We start from the raw sequence: 18,065 nt of genomic DNA, 5'->3' as shown, positions 1-18,065 counted from the left end.
TGATGAGAATCGCTGACTGTTCAGACCGTCGGTTTGCTACGCGGAAGCACGCGAATCAAAACCGTCTCGACGTCATTGCTTCGCTGTACGCTGGTCTTGCCCAGTTCGTCGGTGACACCCTTGATGACGGAACCATCCGCGCGGGTGATCTCATAGGGATGGTTCTTGAGCGCTTCGCCGGTGATCTTGTTGCGCAGCACGTACGGATCGTTGAAGGCAGTTGCCGGGCGGCTGTTGAGGTGTTCGGCCATGGAAGTCGGGCCTTGACGACTGAAGGACGCCGATTTGATGACGCGTGCGCCGCTCATGCCATCTTCGATACCCGAGGGCGTGATGCGGATATAGGAGCCCCCGCATTGCAGGATGAGTTCTTCTTTCGCCTGTATCGTTACCCGTCCGTTGACACTGGTGACCGTTACGTTCTGCCCAGCGCTTACGCTGACATCATCGCGCTGGGCATTGACTTCAATCTTGCCCTTCGCCGCGGTCAGCCGGATGCCTGCCTTTTGCGCGAACAGACTGATCTTTTCCGCAGCGCTGGCAATCAACGATTTTCCCGTGGACACATACGTCGTTTCGCCGCTGACCAGATTGAGGTGCTGGTCGGCGCTGACATGGATGGCCTGCTGGGTCGCCAGGGCCATGCCGGACGGACTGCCCATCAATAGCGCCGGCGTCGAAAAGCCCTGGGCACTGCCGGTGCCCCCGCCCGCTGTTTTACCGCCTGAGCCGGTTGGCGCCGCCACGGCGTGCTCGGTGGTCCGGACAAACGTCTTGAGGCTGTTCTGACTCGGCGCAAGATCTTCAGATTGTGCGGTGGTGCTCGCCTCCGAGAGCGACTCCACCAGCGTCTGCGAGCGCACCAGCTGCTCGCGCGTCTTGGACGCGTCGAGCGGCTGATCCTCCGCAGGAGGGTGGGTTGACACGTAGAGACCTTGGCCGGCGCGCACCGCGCCGTAGGCATCCGTTTTAAGATCGAAACCGCTTCCAAGATAGTTGCCACGACTGTTGGCGGTCTGCTGCACCAGATACCCCAGATGCAACTGCGAACCGGCCGTGCTGCTATACAGTTGTAGCCGATTCTGCCCGGTCGAATCGTCCATCACCATCTGGTTGTAACCGCTGCCGCCATATTCCTTCGAGCGATACCCCGACAGCAGTCCGTTTGAATGCCACTGTGGCTTGGCCGCGCCGTTGTACATGCGCGATACCACGACCGGTCGGTCGCAATCCCCCCCGATGTGATCAACGAGGACTTCTTCGCCGACGCGCGGCATGTGTACGCCGCCATAGCCACCGCCCGTGTCCGACTGCGCCGTGCGCACCCAGCAGGAGGCCTTCTCGTTGCCGCCGTTGATGCGGTCCCAGACGAACTGCACCTTGACCCGATTGAGCTCGTCCGTGTAGACCTCTTCGCCTTGCGGACCCACCACGATCGCCGACTCCAGATGCATCTGGGGCTTGCGATGCTCGAACGGGCTGCGGTAAGGGACCGTCGTGCGCTGTGCTTCAATTTCCGTCAGGTAGAAGCCTTCCGAGCCGTCCGGGTGCGGAACGCTGAACGTCTTGTCGCTGGCGTGGCGCGCCTGCACCTCCTCGATCGTCGCCTGCAGGCTATGCGGGAAAACGGGTCCCTGATTCCCGACCGGCAGGTTATTCGCCATCATCCATACAGTCTGGATGACAGCGAACTCGTTGTGGGACGCGTCATCGCGGTCGTGGTCGGGATGGCCGGTGAGCGTGAAGCGCCGCCCGGCATTCATGCGGCGCACGCCGCCGGTACCGACAAAGCGCTTGGCACGTGACTCCCATTCCTCCATGCGAATGCCGGAGAGCTGGTCGCCGCGGTCCTGTTTCGCATACGTGTACGCGCCCGTGTACTCGTAGACGTCGGCCTGCTCCGGTAGGCCGCCCTGGTTCGGCATGGTCGGCACGCTTGTGCCTTTGGGGTTGACTGGTGTGGACGGGCTCTTGTAGTCGAACGTGCGCGTCGTCAGCATCGTGCTTTGCATCGTGCGCGTACCCGCCCACTGCGTGAGCGCATCTGTCTCGCTGCCCGCACCCGCCCGGTAGAACGTCACGGTTGCCGGCGCCAGGACGTCGAGCGTTGCGAGCCGATCGGTGATGACCAGCGTGTGCGATTTGCCGTCCTGCGCCTGACGCCAGAATCCGTATAAACCTTCGGACTCCAGCAGTCGATGCACGAAGTTCCAGTCGTCCTCGTCCTGTCGGCAATACGATCGCGAGGGCAGCGGTTTGGATAGCGCGAACTGGAAGAATCCCTGGGCTTGAGGATGCGCGTTGAAGACGTCGGTGACGATCTCGTCGGCGCTCTTGTCTTGCCAGATGCGCTGGTCGCGCCGAAATTTCAGAAAGTGCATCCATGACGCAACACCGAGCTGGTAGCTCGTCAGCCCACTGTTCGACCCGAGGCGGCGCGCTGTGTGCACGTAGGCGTTGTGCGGAACATAGGACTTGTCGGTCTGCTGGATCCACAGCGTCACCGGTTGGGCGATCAGCGTCTTGAGTTCGACGCCCCCGGCGATCGACACCACGTCGATGGTGAATTCAAAGTGTCGCCCCAGACGCGAGTGGCCCACCGCACGCTGGGGCACCAGTGTGTTCGTCCCAAGCGGTGTGTCCAGTTTTAATAGGCGATCACTTTGCGACAAACCGCCGATGCTGTTGACGAAACCCTGCGCTTCCATGCCGCCTCTATTATTCGGTACGCGTCCGTGCGTATCGCGTGATAATACAAACATTCAGACGAATCATCCACCTAACAAACGTCAGTGATTGAAAAGTCGTTTCAAGTTTCGTAGATCATATGCACCGTGCATATCGATCGATGGTTAATCACACTCCCATCAAGCTTTTCAGGCCCATTCAAGATTGACGATGCCCGAATTGACATGGTGCCCTTCGAATATCGCGGCGCGTGTCGCTCCATCGCAGACATCGCCGATCATTAATCGGCCACGCCGAAGTCCCCTCCGCCAAATCGTGCCGTTGCCGCGCACGGACGTGCGTACGGGGGACTCTTCGAAAACCACGGTGTATCAGCGGTTTCCCGTGCCGGCGAGGGTAATGGGAGCCTGTTCGCGAAACCGATGAGACGCGTTATATGACTTGAATACATTCACGAGATCGGTGTTCATCAAAACGATGAGCTTTATCACGGAGCCGGACACAATTTAAATGTATCAGCCAAATAGGTGGAAACGCGATCTGGCGTGTGGCGTGAAAGACGACTTGACCATAACCGGAGCGCGCGATTACCGGGAATCCCCGTGCTATGTACAGCGGCTTACGTCGCCAACGAAGAGGGAACGTGCCACGCGTTTTTGGAATCGCGACGAGCGCTCGATCTGGTAGCCGTCGGGCCGCGTTGTCAGCACGAGTCGGAGCGAGGGTCCACGAAGGCGCCCTGTGTCGGCCGAAACCTACCTGCGAATGTCCAGCGGTGGGTGACACCTTTTTGCGGCTATCGTTAATGTCAAACAACGGGAGATGGCCATGACGGATACAGATGTGGTGAAGCTGTTTAGCAGCCGAGCTTCAAAGAGCAACCATTCTGCGCATCGCCTTTGCGGCACGTGTTTCGCCCTCGCCGACTGGATGGCGCGCAACGGGGAAATCTCGGTTTTTACGACTGTAACGAACTGATCAGCATTGGCGCGACGATGCTTTCATATACCGGTGGTCGGACGGCCGTCAGGCGGGATGTAGTGCGCCGTGCGACCCGCCGCGTGTTCAGCTCCGGGTGCTCACGCGTGGGCATGTCAAAGGCTTTCTGCACTAATGGGTGCTTTGACGCGGCCAAGGTTACGACGCGTACGATGCATGCGATAGCGAAGACGGCGGCGCCCAAGCGGAGGCCGCGATAACGTCAACAAGGGTCAAGCTACCAGTTGGCGAGCCAAAGCGACTTCCACCGAATCGCCGTCCTGATTCAACACATCCAGGCCGGAATCCGATACGTCGCCGGAAGTCCTCTACGATACGGCGGGGTTTTTGCCATCAAGCTCAGGCAGTGCATCTGTGACGTCTCGGCATAGCCGAGGTAGATCACCTTCACCGGGTGCTTCTGCCCGATACCCCACGAACGACGGGCGGCCTGTTGCAACGTGTAGACGTTGTACCCGGACCGCATGAACACGATCGTCGGAAACTCCAGCAGATCTAGCCCGGTTTTACGAGATCGGGATTGGCGATCAGCACGTCGATGCTGCGATCGAGCTGCTCGGTGATTCAGTTTTCGCGGGAGGCTCAATGCGCTGCTTGCTCAGACACGACGGATCTAATCTCGCAACTGGTCATGCTACGGAGCCTTCTTGTTTTGGCTGCTGCCAACAGAAACGTTCCTGAATTCAGCCTTTGAATGCGGCCCGTTATCGAAACGGGCGTGGTTCGGCCAGGTGAAGACGTTCGACATGACTGCCAGGATCGCTGACAATCACGACGTCACCTTAGTTGTTGACCAACATGAGTCGTCCAATTCGCTCGCCCGACTTGATGGTGAAATTCGCTTTGACTGAGCACGCCAGCGAGAGCGCGCTAAAACAAGTGAGGCCTGGCTACCGTCCTCTTTACGATGTGCGACCAGACTATTGGTCGTCGGCTTACCACGAGTTTGTTGATACGGACAGCGTGACAACCGGGGAGCAGAGCTTCGCCGAAGTCTGGCTACTCTCCCCCTGAGGGCACCGCCGAGGTCTTGCAGATCCTGAATCCGTCGCTCCGAATGGACTGACGTCAAAGGGTTCATGAGGGGTGTCGAGATAAACCCTTGTTTTTCAGTCGCGTGGAGGGAAAAAATGGAAACTCCTTCAATGGAATCCACAGTTACATTGCGTCAAGCCGATCTAATCATGTTGCAGTTTCTCGAACGAGAATGGCACCGGCTCGATAAGCCCGATGTATTGGGTGCGCTCCTCGGCAATCTTGCTTTATGGGGCGAACCGAACGGGAAGGGAACCCCGATGGACGGGGCGGTGTTTCCGGAATGGCTAGAATGCGCAAACAATGTCCTAGAACACGAACTTCAGGGCCCTGGATATGCAGGCGCCGACATAGGACTCACATAGCAGGAACCTTTGATCGTCCGCTGGAGAACTGCGAAGGTCTGTTGTGGGTCGCGTGCTGTCGATCGTGATCGAGGGGCTTCGGGCCACTCATGCGACTTACATGAGGCAGTGAGCGGCCAACGAATTGGCGCTTTGCGCTCTGCGGGCCAGCTCAGTGCCAGTTACGTGCACATTTGTCTGATTGCGGATAGCGCAATGGAGTGACAGGACATCGGGGGAGGCGGCCAGGTCAAGGTGACGAGGACATTCGCACGGTATCTGCGGCAGGAGCCGTCCGGCAGGCGACGCAGTTAATGAGAGCATCAGTCAGCCTGCAAACGCAGTGGACTGCAAGGCGATACAGACGGTGGCGGACGTGAATCAGAAGTTTTGTAAAGCGGTGTTTTCCTTCATTCCTGGCAATCGAGCATTGTCTGATTCGCCTGAGGCGCAAGGCGATTTTCGCGTCTATATGGCCCACGTGGAATTCACAATGGAGGTCGACCGGTGGGAAGATGCCATTCGATAACACCCTTTTTGGCGAAGGCGCAGCACGAGTATGAACACGATGCGCCGGCTGCTGGTGCGAGCAAGGGCGGAGAACTTAACTCATGAGACAGTCCAGAAGTCGCTGGAAACTGATCGCGCTGACATCGTTGGTATGTGCGATACCGAGCGTGTCGTCTGGTGCCATGGCGGAAGCACGTCGGGAATGCGTCGGCCGCTACGAATTGACGATTCCGGGCGATGCTGAAGTTGCTTTGACCATTCCCGGCGCGTTCGCGAAGCCGCAGGAAATTCCTTTTCGATTTTCCGACAGTCAGCCGGCTGCGCACACCGTTTTAATTTACAACGGCAGTTTTCGGATAACCGGATCGATGTCGCATGCCGACTTCGGTTTCGTCCTGGGCGGGATCAAAGAGCGGGTGTCCTCGAGCTCAGCGTCGACCGATGATAGCGGTCGGTTTGAGGTGATACCGGCGGGACGGCCGGACGCATTTGCCTGGGCCGGGCATCGTGCTGCTGGCTTCTATGTTTACGAGAACGGGCAGGCCATCAGCTTTCGCGCGTCATCGTCGGAACCGTCCGTGGCGATACAACGTACCCAGGCGGTTTTAAACGGTCTCTCCGCCCGCGATGCCTACGAAATTCCCTAAGGCGATGGCGTGTGTTTGCCGAACGTGTTCGTTGCCGACAAAGGCACAGATGCGGCACGCCAGGTGGGTGTAACGTTTCGCTTGAAAAATCACCCCGACGTCACAATATCTTTTCTCGACGAGAAAGCGTTGGCAACTGACCCCAAGCTTACGTCTAGACAGAAGAGCGAATTCGTATGGGGCTATGAATACGGAATTGGCAAGCGGATCAAGCTTGTTGGTGCGACGCCTTACCGGACTGCAACGCTCGATGGCCGGGAGGGCGTTGAGACTTCGGCGATCATCACGCGCGACGACGACTCGACGGATTACGGGTATCTAGCTTTGGTGCAAGGGGATGCCAATGCACCGGCTGATAGGCCTAATCTTCTTGTTCTCGTCGAGAGAAACGCAAAGTACGCGAAGGGGAATCCGCCTGTGTCGGCAGAGGAGCTTGATCTGATGGCGAAGGGCATTGCGGCGTCGGTAAGGCGGCGGCCGCCTCAGTAATGGGGGCCGCGTGCATATCAGTCATGGTGGACGCAGGGTGCGTCGTTGATAAACTTGGCTTCGGCACTTCACTGCCGAGGCAAGCTAAATTACATTGATTGGAAAGTCGCAGTGACTGTTCTCGTACGCAAGTATGCTGTTCGGCTGTACTATTCCTGTCGAGCCTTGTGATGACGCATCACGCATTGGCGGATAGCCGATCTGCCTATGACGATTGAATGTATGCTACAAAATATGCATGGAGCGAGAGAGCAGTTCGCGATCGCGAGGATTAATGCGGTTTGCACTCGCCGAGGGCAACTCTGAAAATCGAGTGCTCCGCGTCACCTCGGCCGAGCGTTCATGGCCCGGCTAACGCTTCATAAGCTTTGCGCGGCGTGAGTTCGAACCGTTTTCGGACACGAAGCCAGCTCCGGATCGATGCATCATTGAGATTGCAAAAATCCTACGTCCAGAAAGTTTATGAAGCGACTGATCTTCACGACGTCTTTGCTCCTTGCGCCGTTGATCGTGCATGCCGAGATAAGTCACGACACGTTTTGTTTCGGTTCAAGTGGGGAGAAGCCAGTAAATTTCGAGATGACAACCTACTTCGATTCGTCGACTAAATTGTCGTGGGGTTTCGTCAAGAATCAAAAGTCCCCCCGAGCCATCCCGCTGATACTTGCCGAATCAACGGCACAAACGCTCGACAAAGACGTTCCCGATGAAGTGCAGACAACCTGGGTTGAAGTCCTCGGTAAGCAGGTCACAGGTGAGTATCAGATGATAAGCCAGGGAGCGATGGTCTACTCAATGGTTTATATCAGCGGGAAGAGTGGCAAGAAGACCGCGTTTGGACTGAAACTAGGTGCGTTGACTGATAATGGCCGTTGCGACTGGCAATGATGGAGCAGTTGGCCGGCATCGCTACATGCGGCTGAGCGCGCGTTTGCGCGGATCCAGCGCGGGGGCGCCAAGATGCCTCCCTTTGGAAGCAACGAGACCTGCTTTGGGCCCAACTGAGCCAGACGCATCGGACTGACCCCCAGAAACTAACATGAAGTCATTCTTATGCGCACGACGTTGACTCTGGGAATTGTAGCGGCCGTGTGCATCGGGGTATTGTCGTTGCTTCCACTTGGAAGGCTTACCGCAAAAGCAGGAGCGCCGGCCTGGGATGGCGCGCCCAGGGCGGCCCGGGTTGCAGGGACTGTCAACCCACGTCCCGACCGGCTCGAGCTGCGCGGCGTCAGCGTGCGCGTCGGCATCTGGGCGCAGACCGACGTGTGGGAGTTGCTGAGGGACCAGAAGGACGCCTATCGCAGCGTGCTGTCCGCCAATCCCTCCGACTACCCGCGCAACGCGTCGCAGATCCAGGAGCAGGCGACGGGCGCGCTCGGCTCCTCCTTCAAGTATTGCGCGGGCGAAGGTGTCGAGCGCTGGCCAATTCCGGTGGTTATCTTTGGTCCGCCAAAGGCCGCTGATATAGACAACCGGATTGCCAACCTGATCACCAGCAACCGGCAGCGCGCGAGCCTCCCGCTGCACATGTTCCTCACCGCGCAGGCAGCAAACGTCACCAATCCTCAGGCGCAGATCGACTACCTGTTTGATTTCTTCGCCGCGAACCCACGTGTTCCTGAAGTGCTCGTCTATGGCATCGACGGCGTAGCCGTGCGCAGCTGGTTCGAGCATGTGGATGTTCCCGACGGGCCACGTGTGCCGTCGCAATTCGATGCGATGGCCGGCTTGCTGGTCGCGCGCACGGATCGCGTGGACGCCTACGTTCGCCCGTTCGTCAACGACGACCCGAAAGACGCCGGCCCGGACGATCGCCAATACGACACCATCAAGGCCTCTAACTTCTACTGGAACGTCAAGGCAGAGCCGAAAGGAGGCCTTGACGTATCGCCGCCGACCATCGCGCAATGGCAAGCGAAGTTGCCGCTATTGACGCCCGAACTCCACAACTCGGGCCCCGGCTCGTTTGTGCCCGATGCGTCGCTGCCGTCGCGCTGGGCTCGCTGGCAGCTTGAGGAATTTGATGCCGCGCCGCTGCTCGGTTATCTGCACCGGCCCGTCGCGGTCCGCGTGACGGACACGAGCGGCCATCCGCTTAAGGGCACAGCGCTTACCGATGCCGTGCGCGACGGCTGGCAAGCCGTACGCGCGCAACTGCCGCCCGGCGAAACGGTGGCGCGTGTTTTCTTCGACAGCCGGGCACAGCCGGCCGTGCTGCCGCTGCTCCATCTGCCCGGCGTTGACGACGTGCCGGACCCAACCAGTCTTCGCGAGGGTTTCGACGTCGGCCGCCGCATCGGCGGGCTCGGCATCATGGGTCCGATGGTCAGCCTCGGCTTGTCCGCAATGGCCAGCTATGACCTCGGGCAGGGCAGCGTAACGGCGAACCTGGCACCCGATGGTCAGTTGCACCTGACCCTCATCACGCCGCCCGACGCGGCGGGCAAGGCGGCCCATGCGCAGAACCGCAAACTGCCGGCGGACCCGTTTGTTCATCTCGTTCCAGGAGGTTGATTCATGCGGAGACCAACAGCCGGCGCGGCTCGGCCATCCGTGTTCCTATGATTGGTTCGGTTTCGACTGCTTCTTACGCCGCATGGCCGCGAACCCGACAAAGCCAAGACTCAGGATGGGAAGAACCCTCTCTGCAAAGCCGCGCCAATCGAATCCTGTCGCCCGCGCAATCTTCTGGTCGAACTCTTCGTCTGCCGCGGTCTTCGGTCCTGTGATGTAGTCAGTGACCTTCAGCGTCGCTTTTTCATCACCGGATCGATAGTCTGCGTAAGTCTCGCCTTCGCGAAACTTCACACTCCCAACCAGGCGATCAAAGGTGTCCTTTAATGCGATCGCACGCTCCTTGCTATTGCTGTCCTCCAATTCGATCTGCATGCCAACGGTATATCGACGGCCGAACTTCACTGCATTGAGGTAGCTCGTGCTTCGCATGGCGCTGCTGCCGATGACCGTGTTTTCGTATAACCAGTCGAGTTGATGTCCGTTCGCATCCCATCGGGGAGTGCGAATCCAGTCGACCATGTCATTTGACAAAAATCGCGCCGACGGGGGCGCGCCTGGGACTACAGGGTTGCTTCGGACTTGCATTGTGCTTGCCAGCTCTTCGGGATTCAGACTCACATAGTCCGTGTCCACGTGACCGCTGTGCGAAAGGATCACTCTCATCGACCAGCTTCCATCTTCGGGTGCCAGGGCGGCGATCGGTGGGTCGTCTTCCTGAGCGCCTGCGTTATCGCCTGCATCGCTTGCACCGCTAGCGTGTTGATCAGCCTGCGCAGGAGGGGCCGGCAGGTAGCGGAATCCAGCCGGAACATCCAGCGAAGCCGCCTGCCCGAGCTGGACGGTCATGGGCCCATGCTGCCAGGCCGGGTTGTTCCAGACCTCCAGCGGAATATTGGAGTCAAGAGGGGCAGAGGCCGATGTCGCAGAAGCAGCCCCGCTTGAAGCGACTGGCGCGTGAGCCTTTTTGTGGGCCGCGTGCGCGACGGTGCTCTCGCCTAGGGCTATAAACAGCAGCAGTATCGAAAGATGAGCAATCTTTCTCGAAGGTAGTAGTTTTTGCATATCTGTTCAGAAAACCTTCTTTTCAAACGCTCAATATTGGCGGTAATGGCGCTCCACGATTAAAGCGGCCAAGATGCCGATTATTCTTATAACGGAGCCGATGTCAACGCAATAGGCGAACCGGCAGCTAGTCTATGCGTTTTAAATCAATCTGCATCCGGCGCCGCTCCCCAATCGAAAATCATCACCGCATCGTGTCAATGCATACAAGCTTTGTTTGCCGCGCCTGACTCAAGCCCCTGCCAGCTACACGCCCACCGCTGCTCCCAACGTTATCGAACACGAGCGCTCCGTTGATCGGGACAGCGATCGAACGATAAGATGGAGTTACACCGACAGACAACATGGTAGCTTTTCCATTCAGCCTCCCATCTCCGCTTCAGCTTCCATTTTCGGACTCAGATATGCGCTTCATACGTTACGCATCCGTATCGGTTAGCCTGATCGCCGCGACGTTTGCAGTCACCGCAGCTGCGGAATCAACTCTGACGGCCACCGTTGTGGCTGCAAACATCGACGCCGCCACGCACCGTGCGGCAGTTCTTTTGCAAGTAACGGACAAAGATTCAAGCAAAGACGAGGACGGCCGGATCATCACGACGCTGCCAGCAGTCAGCAACTGCATCGCGCCATTCAAGGACGACATTTATAGCAGAGTCGGTACGTGCTACGCGGCTCGCGTTTTCGAGGATGGGATCCCGGTCGACGCGGTCAAGGTCCGGGTCCTCGACACTGCGGACGACAAGAACTGGGCGGTGTTGAGCTGGGACTCGAGATCCGAACAACCATCTGCACAACGCTCCGTTCGTGTGCAAGTGGGTGTGCCCGGGGGCCTCTACAACGACAATCGGGACGAAGACTTCAAGCTCGGATCGGTCTCAAGATTCGATCCCGCGAAACCTTACTTGTGGCTGTACGCGGGGGCCGATCGCGCTCTGAACCTCAGCTATCGCACACTTCTTGCCGCGCGCTCCGGCAAACAGGCCGACAACTTGCGCATTGAGCAACGCGCATGGATACAGGCTAGAGACACAAGCTGCAATGAGGCGCTCGAAGGGGAGGAGCAGCGATGCCAGTGGGTCGCGACTTACAATCGCTTGCGGGAACTGCGAGACCTCGGTATCCAGGGGCGCGTACAATGATTACTCGTCAGGGCATGACCGGCCGACAGGCAGAAACGAGTCGGAACGCAGTCAATCACAAGGGCATTGTTGAATGGATATCCGTGTTCGCCCTGCGGTCGCCGGCTTGACATTGATCACGCTGCACTGGCGGTATCCGCAGCACGCGGCCACAGCCAGGCGGAAGAAGTCCGCGCCGTGCGTTCTGTGCACGTCATGAAATGAAAAGCGCCCGCTAAATCGCAAACGTCGCGGCCACATTGGTGCTGGGTGACCTGCTTGCGCGCCAGATGGCAACAGCAGTCTATGCAAGTCCCGCGCGGTCCAGTCAATAAGACGGTTTGTCATGTCGGTCGGCGCATGAAATCCCGAGAGTCCGTATGACATCGACGGTCCCTTGCTGATCGCAATCCTCGCGGTGTCGGTTGCGATAGTCGGCGTGGCTATTTGGTTCATCAACGTCGGTGCACGCCGCTACGGGCAACCTGCGAACTAATGAGGCCGCGATGAGCAGTTAATCGAGCCGCGCGGTTGTCGATGCCGCTGTATTGCTCCTGAATAATCGCACTTCTCGTAAGCGAATGGCAAAACGACCCACGACACGAAAACGACCTCGACCTTCCTCGATCGGAACGTCGGCATCGACCAGGCCTGATGCGCAAGAGAAGCTACCAGACGAAGTCAAGGATCGGTTGACGCATGCAGAGATCGTCCGGCTCGACGGCGAGGTGGCCGGGCTGGAGTGCGGCACGATGTGGGTGAAAACCGAGGGGTCCCAGTACGGCGTTACCAAAGGACTGCTGCGTTCGTTTCGATTTCACGTGAATGGAACCTCCGTTGTCCTTTATTCGCCGGGAAGTGCGATTCCCTTCTACGCCAAAGTAGAGTTGTCGCTTGCGAATGGCGACAATGTCTGTCTCGCAATTGCGTCCGAAGCGCTGGACGGACAACACCTTGTGTACGGATTTCGCCGTCCGGCGGACCCGCGCGTTTACGTTGCATTCGCTGCAGGCTCCCTCGACTTCCAGCCGGACAGGCAGATGTACTACTTGCCGCGCCTCCCGCGTTTCTGGGGAAAAAGCAGATGGCGGCAGGCCTTCAGGTTCGGTGTGGCAGCCGTCATGGCCTTGTGCCTTTTCAGATACCTCGCACATGGTGAGCGGGTCGAGGACGGGTTCTCGGCGTACGTGGTGATGAATTCGATCGTCGGAGTTGCCCTGGCAGGTTACTTACTGACTATCGTCTACGGATCGTTGCGCTGGCGACTGAATCTGCCGACACAGCGTCAGCGCAATCTTCTTGCAGTACTGCATGTGCTCGAGGTTCGCGACAAGAGCACGATATGCGCGGTGTAATTCGCTCCCGCCTCGCGATCGCCTACCCTAGATGCTCTAGTCGGCCACCAACACACGCTTGTCGTGCTTCTTTTCCAGCATTCTGGGCAGGCTGACCATCACTAGATAGATGCGGATCAGGAGCCCGGTAAGCCAAAGCGATAGCGGCATGCTCAACGCTGCCAGAACGAACAGCACGCCGTTCGCCCCGAAATCTGAAGCCAGAAGCCGGCTCACTACCAGATAGAACGGCGCGATACCAAAGACAACATAGGTATAGATCTTTGGAAAAGGCGAGCGCTCTTTAGTGAGTTGCTCGAACAGTGCCATCCCCGCTTGCTTTGGGTAACGGAAGTCAGCTGCGTTTTCCTGGAAAGCCCGTTGGACAAAGGAGGTCTTTGTGATGGTGTGCATCACCGTTCGCCAGGACATGACTGCCCAGTAAAGCGTCAGGACAAGGCCGCCAACGAGGCCAGGCCAGCGCAGCAGGGGAGCCATCGGCGCAAATATGAAGTAGAAGAAGTACGCGAATATCCCAAAGAAAAAATACGCAGCAAACGTTGCAGTCGATAGGGCAAGGCCGCACACCCACAGCAGGTTCGAACGGCGGTACATCATCGAGACAGCGAACGGCACGAAGACGCAAACCAGCGTAACCAGTAGCCCGATTTTCCATGGCCATTCTGACACTGCGAGATCATCTGCATAGGCCGCGTACGACAGGCCACCGGCTAGCGCGGGAAACATGAAGTTCATCGGGGCGGCATTCTTCGTCACTTCCCAAACAGCGTCTTTCTGTTCGGTCGACGGCTTCGTCGGCGATTGGGATCGTTGCATTGGCGCTCATTCTCTGAGTTGGTGACATCGCCTCCGGCATGCGGCGACTTCTGATTCAAGCAACTGCTGATTCAAGCGGTCAGTTACCTGTTATATGCGATGGTGAGCAGGACCATCATGGACCGCGGATCTGCTCGCACCGATACAGTTCCCCAGTTGAACAGGAACGTATCTACACCGAGTGACGTGGCCGCTGGAGTCGTTTGCGCTTCCTTCATGATCAACTTCACCAGCGTCTTTTTTTCCCTGAGGAGGTCGTCTTCCGTTGCGGACCAGTCCTGCTTGCGAATGCTTCCGTCGTTCCAGAGACAGTCGATGAGGGCAAGGCGGTCCGGATGGAACCGAACTGACACGGCGAAGGAGTGCCGCCAGAATACCAGCTCGCTGATGGCGAAACTTTTCCAGCCGTTGTGTCCGTCAAGCGACCTCCAATCTGCTTTGATTACATCAGCAGCCGTCGTGAGGCCGGGTGCAAGCACCAGCCCCGTGCCGGTGTCAAGTTCGCCGCTGGAAAAATTGAAGGTGGCAGGCATTTGTGAGTTAGGGCGTAGAAAGCGACGACAGTGAGCGCGCCGGGGATGGCTGGTCGCGCGCGATGTGCCTTTGCATCAGAAACTGCCATGTATCGTTCACCAGCAGCGGAAAGCCGTACCTTGGAGCAGACGCGACGCGGCCAGGCAACGGGAGTTGGACCCTGACGCACGCCGCGTCGTTTCCGCAGCACACTAGGTCCGTGACAAGCGAGCTTACGTTCCGGATGAGGTCGTCGGGTGAATAATGCCAGACGGACTCGTCCGCACCTTGCGCATATGCGCTCAGGACGCCGTGCATACCATAGCACCTCCTTGCTGTAGCCGACGACGCTGCAGTCGTCAGTGTCGCAATGCTGCGCGCGCAGTTCCGAGCATCCGGAACGCGGGGAGCCCTTGGTCCCCGCAGTTTTGCCGCTCGATGACGAATGTATCGAACGTCCTCGCGCCGACGCGTCGTCTCTTTGAGCCAATGACGTGACTCAGCGATGTTGCCTGATAGGTGTATGGCCATTGAATGTTGTGCCCGGCGCGACTCGTTGCCGTGGGGTCGGCGTCAGAACATAAAATTCCAGCCGAGTGGACGGTTGAGGATAAAGACACGACGCTCCAGCTGGTGTTGCACCATCCTGCAGCCTTCGACGAATGGAAGGTTGTTCCGGTCTTGCAGTCTCGCTTGCCTCTCAACGCTGTGCAGCCATTCTTCGCTTCCAGGATCGGGGCCGTGTCCCTCGCCGTCCGATATATCGAAATATCGCTCGCTCACATAGGCGACCCACTCGGGGCTCCCCGGGTCGGCGCTTGGCGCGCGCGGTATGTCGGTAGAGATCAAAAGCCAGCCAGCTATGAGAAGCAGAAGGCAACCACCTACTGCGCGTGTCATGAACTTGATCGCTTGCTTCATCATGGGTCGTGCTTCCGTGTATCACATTCATTGGCCCGCGGTGGAGCGCCGGTCGGGCATGTCCACGGAGAATCGCGCGGGGTGAATATTCGGATTCTCGGCCGCAGACATTACCTGTTCCTTGGAGGGCGAACGCGCGTCAGCTTACGCCCCGCGAACGCGAACCACTGGCCATCGGCACCTATCAAAACCGAGTCAGGAGTCCAGCGAAGGTCGTCGATAGGAAGCTTGTCACTGACTGGTAACGTGGCCGCTGGTTGCTTCCGCAGGTCATACAGGACGACCGACGGTGCGTCCGCGAACCCGCCAACGAAGTCTTCAACGACGATACGCGAAGCAAGCTTGCCTTCCGCCGTCGAGTCGGTGTAGTAGACGTAGTGAGAACCGTAAAGCCGGTCGAACGGCTTGTCGTTCAAAGTCGCATTGAAGTTCGCGCCATCGCGAGCCGTGACGGGAAGCTTAACAATCAGTAGCGTCCCAGATACAGTAGAAATGGATTGCCTGTTACCGCCATCGGATTGCGCAAATACGTTTGCGCAGCAAAGCACGAGAAGCGTTGCAAACCATCGACGTTTCATACAAAGCTATCCTCTTGGAAAAGGCTGCGTTGCATCGCGCGGACAATCAGACGCTACTGCAGTGGCGCCGCACTCAGTTCGCCATTGCGCGGAAGCCACCGCCCACGACAAAAATCAGCAGCGCCACGAGCCCAACCGGCAAGACAGTTGCCATTAGCACGCAGGCGCCCGACCTCACGTTTCCGCGCGCGCACAGGATCACACCCATGAGTATCGCAACCGCGAGGGCCGCGCCAACAACGATCCAAACCGGCACCAAGTCACGAATATAACGAAGGCTGAATTCGTACACGACGCCTTCAAACGCCACCCCAATGCAGAGCCATGCGATCCGTATGACACCCAGCATTTCAGACCGGTGTGGCGTGGCAGAACTGATCTTCTCTGTCGGATTGCGCAACGATGGGGCGGCAAATGTTCAGGCGGTCTCCTGTTCAATTTCCAGGACGCGGTGGCTGTGATAATACCCGAGCACAAAGTGGGCCGTCACAAATGCGGGCGGACATGGCTACGGATGTGCCTGCACCGATATGGAAGTCGACAAAGGCACCGATAAAGTCTTACGGCTTTATTCGGCTAAGGCGCTTCCGCTAGAGCGTTGCAAGGCCGATCGCTCGCTGCCGCTGCCGCTGCCGCCGCCGTGAGCCTGAAGTGAAGGCCAGAGTCCGTCACGAATGACGGTGGCCTACAGGACGCGCAACGGCTTGGGGAATCGCACGCCCTCCGCCCTTACTCGCTCGGCGGCGCTACTCCAGCGATGCCGGGGTCTTTCCAATCAGTTAAGACGCGCGCGCCCTGCGCCCGAGCCTTCGCCTCTGCCTCCGTGCGCTCCTGCATGAACCTGCGAACCAGGCTTTGTGGAATGTACCGTTTCCATCCGGCGGCATTGATGCGCGCGATGACATCCATCACATAGCGATACATTGCTTCGTCATAGGCCTCGAACCCCGCCGTATCGTGAACGTCCCTGGGCGACGTCGGCACCTTGAATCTCAAATGGATAGTTCGTATTTTCCCGCCTTCCTCGGTATCCGACATGAACTCGACGTCGATGGTTTGCGGGAGACGACACCGCGCTTAGGGTCTCTGAGTTGAAACACGGGTTCTACGCCCGTTGCGATCCTGCTCGCGTCGTACATCAAGGCGGTCGCGATATGCGATTTCTTGATCGGCACCTTGGCCTCGCGCATTATCTGATCACTATCATCGCCAAGGGCAAATACCAAATTCGGTTGCATTTGCTCTTTTCCGTGTTGTACCTGTGGGGCGCTGACGGCGCTCCAACCCGAACCGGCCGCCGCGAAAGCGCCAACGACTATGCTCACGACTGCGATGATGGATCGTCTACGCATCTGTCCAACCTGCGATTGTGGCAATCCGTCCAATCATATACTCGCGATATTGGTCACGTGTCATTAGGAAATGGTACTTATCAAGTATCTTCTGGACATAAAGCTGACGACAATTATGGACGTGAGACATGCCAGATACTTCGTTTTGCTGCGATACATCGACCATCCCGTATCGAATGACCGTCGATTCTTGATGCGACGGGAGAACAAGAAGGGTAGGCACTCAACGGCTCAGAGGTGTGGGAAAATTATTGGCGGGTTACGGGCTTTTCGCCCGTTCAAGCTCCTCCCATCGGCATGCCGAACATGCGCTCGAATTGATCTTCGCGGCTATCGGATGACGAGAAAGCTGAAGGTCCCGTCGTGGTCACCTACGGGGCTTCGCCGTCGCAGGTATGGCGCACCGTTGAAGAAGGTCACAAACACTGACGCCCGATGCGCTAGAGGCGTGGTGTTCGCGCTGCGCTTTCGGGACCGGGCGGGAAACGATTTATCGTGTGACGGATTACAGCGTTCCCGTCTACACGAAGAACACGGAACAGGACAAAGATTTTACAGATGCCATGGCTCAGGTCTCATGATAAACAAGGAAAACCGCGTCTCCACCGTCCTGCTGCGCGGCACCATCGCGAAGCTCGAGCGCTCAAGACGCAGTCACGACTTCGTATTGACGCAGGTGCAGCAACGACAGCCTGGTGCGACCGCGGTCGGTGCCGCAGCGATGGGTATGGGTGCGGCAGGCATCGGACTCGTCAGTATGGCGTCCAGCTCGGACGAAGAAGCTGAATGGGTGGAGTTCGAACTCGACGGCAAGAAAATGCAGGGTTGGCTATGGCTATTACCAATGCGCAACGGCGACGAAGTCGAAGTAGCCGCAGAGAAGCTGGCAGACGATCGATACATCGTCTATTCGGTCAAGCGCGATGGCGACGACATAGTAGCGATGTATCCTCACGCCACGGCAGGAAGAAGGGCGCATTACCGAAGCATGACGAAGATCATGCTGTGGACCTTCTTCACCCTTTATGCAATCCTGGTAATCGGGACCTATCTTAAGGGTGGAATTTCAAGCGATCTGTATGCCTATGCAGTTTCCATGGCCACGATCGGTGTTG

17 protein-coding genes and 2 pseudogenes are annotated in these 18,065 nt (G+C 58.1%); 10 read left to right on the top strand and 9 right to left on the bottom strand.

Features of this window, described 5'->3' with window-relative positions; all coding sequences use genetic code 11:
* Nucleotides 1-20: 20 nt before the first annotated feature.
* Entirely contained in the window at nucleotides 21-2,708 is a 2,688-nt protein-coding gene (locus C8K18_RS32540; protein WP_107710986.1) for a type VI secretion system Vgr family protein, read from the bottom strand.
* Nucleotides 2,709-3,899: 1,191 nt separating this feature from the next.
* Nucleotides 3,900-4,251 (bottom strand): annotated as a pseudogene (locus C8K18_RS32535) (DEAD/DEAH box helicase); the annotation flags it as partial.
* Between the two features lie 83 nt (nucleotides 4,252-4,334).
* Between C8K18_RS32535 and C8K18_RS33140 the strand changes: the two are divergent.
* The 6 genes from C8K18_RS33140 to C8K18_RS32500 all read left to right on the top strand — a co-directional run bounded on the left by C8K18_RS33140 (nucleotide 4,335) and on the right by C8K18_RS32500 (nucleotide 9,229).
* Complete coding sequence (locus tag C8K18_RS33140; RefSeq protein WP_132384646.1) at nucleotides 4,335-4,538, top strand: hypothetical protein; 204 nt, start codon at nucleotides 4,335-4,337, stop codon at nucleotides 4,536-4,538.
* A 279-nt stretch (nucleotides 4,539-4,817) separates the two neighbouring features.
* Complete coding sequence (locus C8K18_RS32525; RefSeq protein ID WP_132384647.1) at nucleotides 4,818-5,087, top strand: hypothetical protein; 270 nt, start codon at nucleotides 4,818-4,820, stop codon at nucleotides 5,085-5,087.
* A gap of 590 nt (nucleotides 5,088-5,677) precedes the next feature.
* Nucleotides 5,678-6,223 carry a hypothetical protein gene (locus tag C8K18_RS32515; RefSeq protein ID WP_132384648.1) on the top strand — a complete coding sequence of 182 codons (546 nt, stop codon included), beginning with the start codon at nucleotides 5,678-5,680 and terminating at the stop codon, nucleotides 6,221-6,223.
* A gap of 15 nt (nucleotides 6,224-6,238) precedes the next feature.
* Entirely contained in the window at nucleotides 6,239-6,712 is a 474-nt protein-coding gene (locus C8K18_RS32510; protein WP_108506370.1) for a T6SS immunity protein Tli4 family protein, read from the top strand.
* A gap of 462 nt (nucleotides 6,713-7,174) precedes the next feature.
* On the top strand, nucleotides 7,175-7,600 hold the full coding sequence (locus tag C8K18_RS32505; protein ID WP_107710992.1) for a hypothetical protein: 426 nt from the start codon (nucleotides 7,175-7,177) through the stop codon (nucleotides 7,598-7,600).
* A gap of 165 nt (nucleotides 7,601-7,765) precedes the next feature.
* Nucleotides 7,766-9,229, top strand: coding sequence for a DUF2875 family protein (locus C8K18_RS32500; RefSeq protein ID WP_107710993.1), 1,464 nt, complete (start codon nucleotides 7,766-7,768; stop codon nucleotides 9,227-9,229).
* A 45-nt stretch (nucleotides 9,230-9,274) separates the two neighbouring features.
* Here the strand turns inward: C8K18_RS32500 and C8K18_RS32495 are convergent, their stop codons facing one another.
* Nucleotides 9,275-10,294: a DUF2167 domain-containing protein gene (locus C8K18_RS32495; protein ID WP_107710994.1), complete on the bottom strand. Its 1,020-nt coding sequence runs from the start codon at nucleotides 10,292-10,294 to the stop codon at nucleotides 9,275-9,277.
* 404 nt (nucleotides 10,295-10,698) lie between these two features.
* Between C8K18_RS32495 and C8K18_RS32490 the strand changes: the two genes are divergently transcribed.
* Entirely contained in the window at nucleotides 10,699-11,436 is a 738-nt protein-coding gene (locus tag C8K18_RS32490) for a lysozyme inhibitor LprI family protein (protein WP_165919894.1), read from the top strand.
* Between the two features lie 560 nt (nucleotides 11,437-11,996).
* Nucleotides 11,997-12,770, top strand: coding sequence for a hypothetical protein (locus tag C8K18_RS32485; RefSeq protein WP_132384649.1), 774 nt, complete (start codon nucleotides 11,997-11,999; stop codon nucleotides 12,768-12,770).
* A 36-nt stretch (nucleotides 12,771-12,806) separates the two neighbouring features.
* On the opposite strand, the gene C8K18_RS32480 is transcribed toward C8K18_RS32485, so the two are convergent.
* From C8K18_RS32480 to C8K18_RS32455, 5 genes are all read right to left on the bottom strand, one after another.
* The gene (locus C8K18_RS32480) at nucleotides 12,807-13,586 is read right to left on the bottom strand and encodes a hypothetical protein (RefSeq protein ID WP_107710997.1); all 780 of its coding nucleotides are present in this window, start codon (nucleotides 13,584-13,586) and stop codon (nucleotides 12,807-12,809) included.
* Between the two features lie 83 nt (nucleotides 13,587-13,669).
* Nucleotides 13,670-14,119, bottom strand: a complete 450-nt coding sequence (locus C8K18_RS32475) for a hypothetical protein (RefSeq protein ID WP_107710998.1) — start codon at nucleotides 14,117-14,119, stop codon at nucleotides 13,670-13,672.
* A 553-nt stretch (nucleotides 14,120-14,672) separates the two neighbouring features.
* Complete coding sequence (locus C8K18_RS32465) at nucleotides 14,673-15,023, bottom strand: hypothetical protein (protein WP_258196244.1); 351 nt, start codon at nucleotides 15,021-15,023, stop codon at nucleotides 14,673-14,675.
* A gap of 107 nt (nucleotides 15,024-15,130) precedes the next feature.
* On the bottom strand, nucleotides 15,131-15,598 hold the full coding sequence (locus C8K18_RS32460) for a hypothetical protein (RefSeq protein ID WP_107711000.1): 468 nt from the start codon (nucleotides 15,596-15,598) through the stop codon (nucleotides 15,131-15,133).
* Between the two features lie 73 nt (nucleotides 15,599-15,671).
* Nucleotides 15,672-15,998, bottom strand: coding sequence for a hypothetical protein (locus C8K18_RS32455; protein ID WP_132384650.1), 327 nt, complete (start codon nucleotides 15,996-15,998; stop codon nucleotides 15,672-15,674).
* An 85-nt stretch (nucleotides 15,999-16,083) separates the two neighbouring features.
* On the opposite strand from C8K18_RS32455, the pseudogene C8K18_RS34210 reads away from it, so the two are divergent.
* Nucleotides 16,084-16,242: pseudogene (locus tag C8K18_RS34210) on the top strand (DUF4087 domain-containing protein); the annotation flags it as partial.
* 85 nt (nucleotides 16,243-16,327) lie between these two features.
* Here the strand turns inward: C8K18_RS34210 and C8K18_RS33995 are convergent.
* Nucleotides 16,328-16,636, bottom strand: a complete 309-nt coding sequence (locus tag C8K18_RS33995; RefSeq protein ID WP_258196245.1) for a hypothetical protein — start codon at nucleotides 16,634-16,636, stop codon at nucleotides 16,328-16,330.
* Between the two features lie 891 nt (nucleotides 16,637-17,527).
* On the opposite strand from C8K18_RS33995, the gene C8K18_RS32440 reads away from it, so the two are divergent.
* The coding region (locus C8K18_RS32440; protein WP_108506369.1) for a putative type VI secretion system effector at nucleotides 17,528-18,065 on the top strand (538 nt) is incomplete at its 3' end.

It is taken from the genome of Paraburkholderia sp. GV068 (genome assembly GCF_003058125.1).
GTDB classification, from domain to species: Bacteria; Pseudomonadota; Gammaproteobacteria; order Burkholderiales; family Burkholderiaceae; genus Paraburkholderia; species Paraburkholderia graminis.
This window is presented reverse-complemented; position numbering and strand designations above follow the sequence as displayed.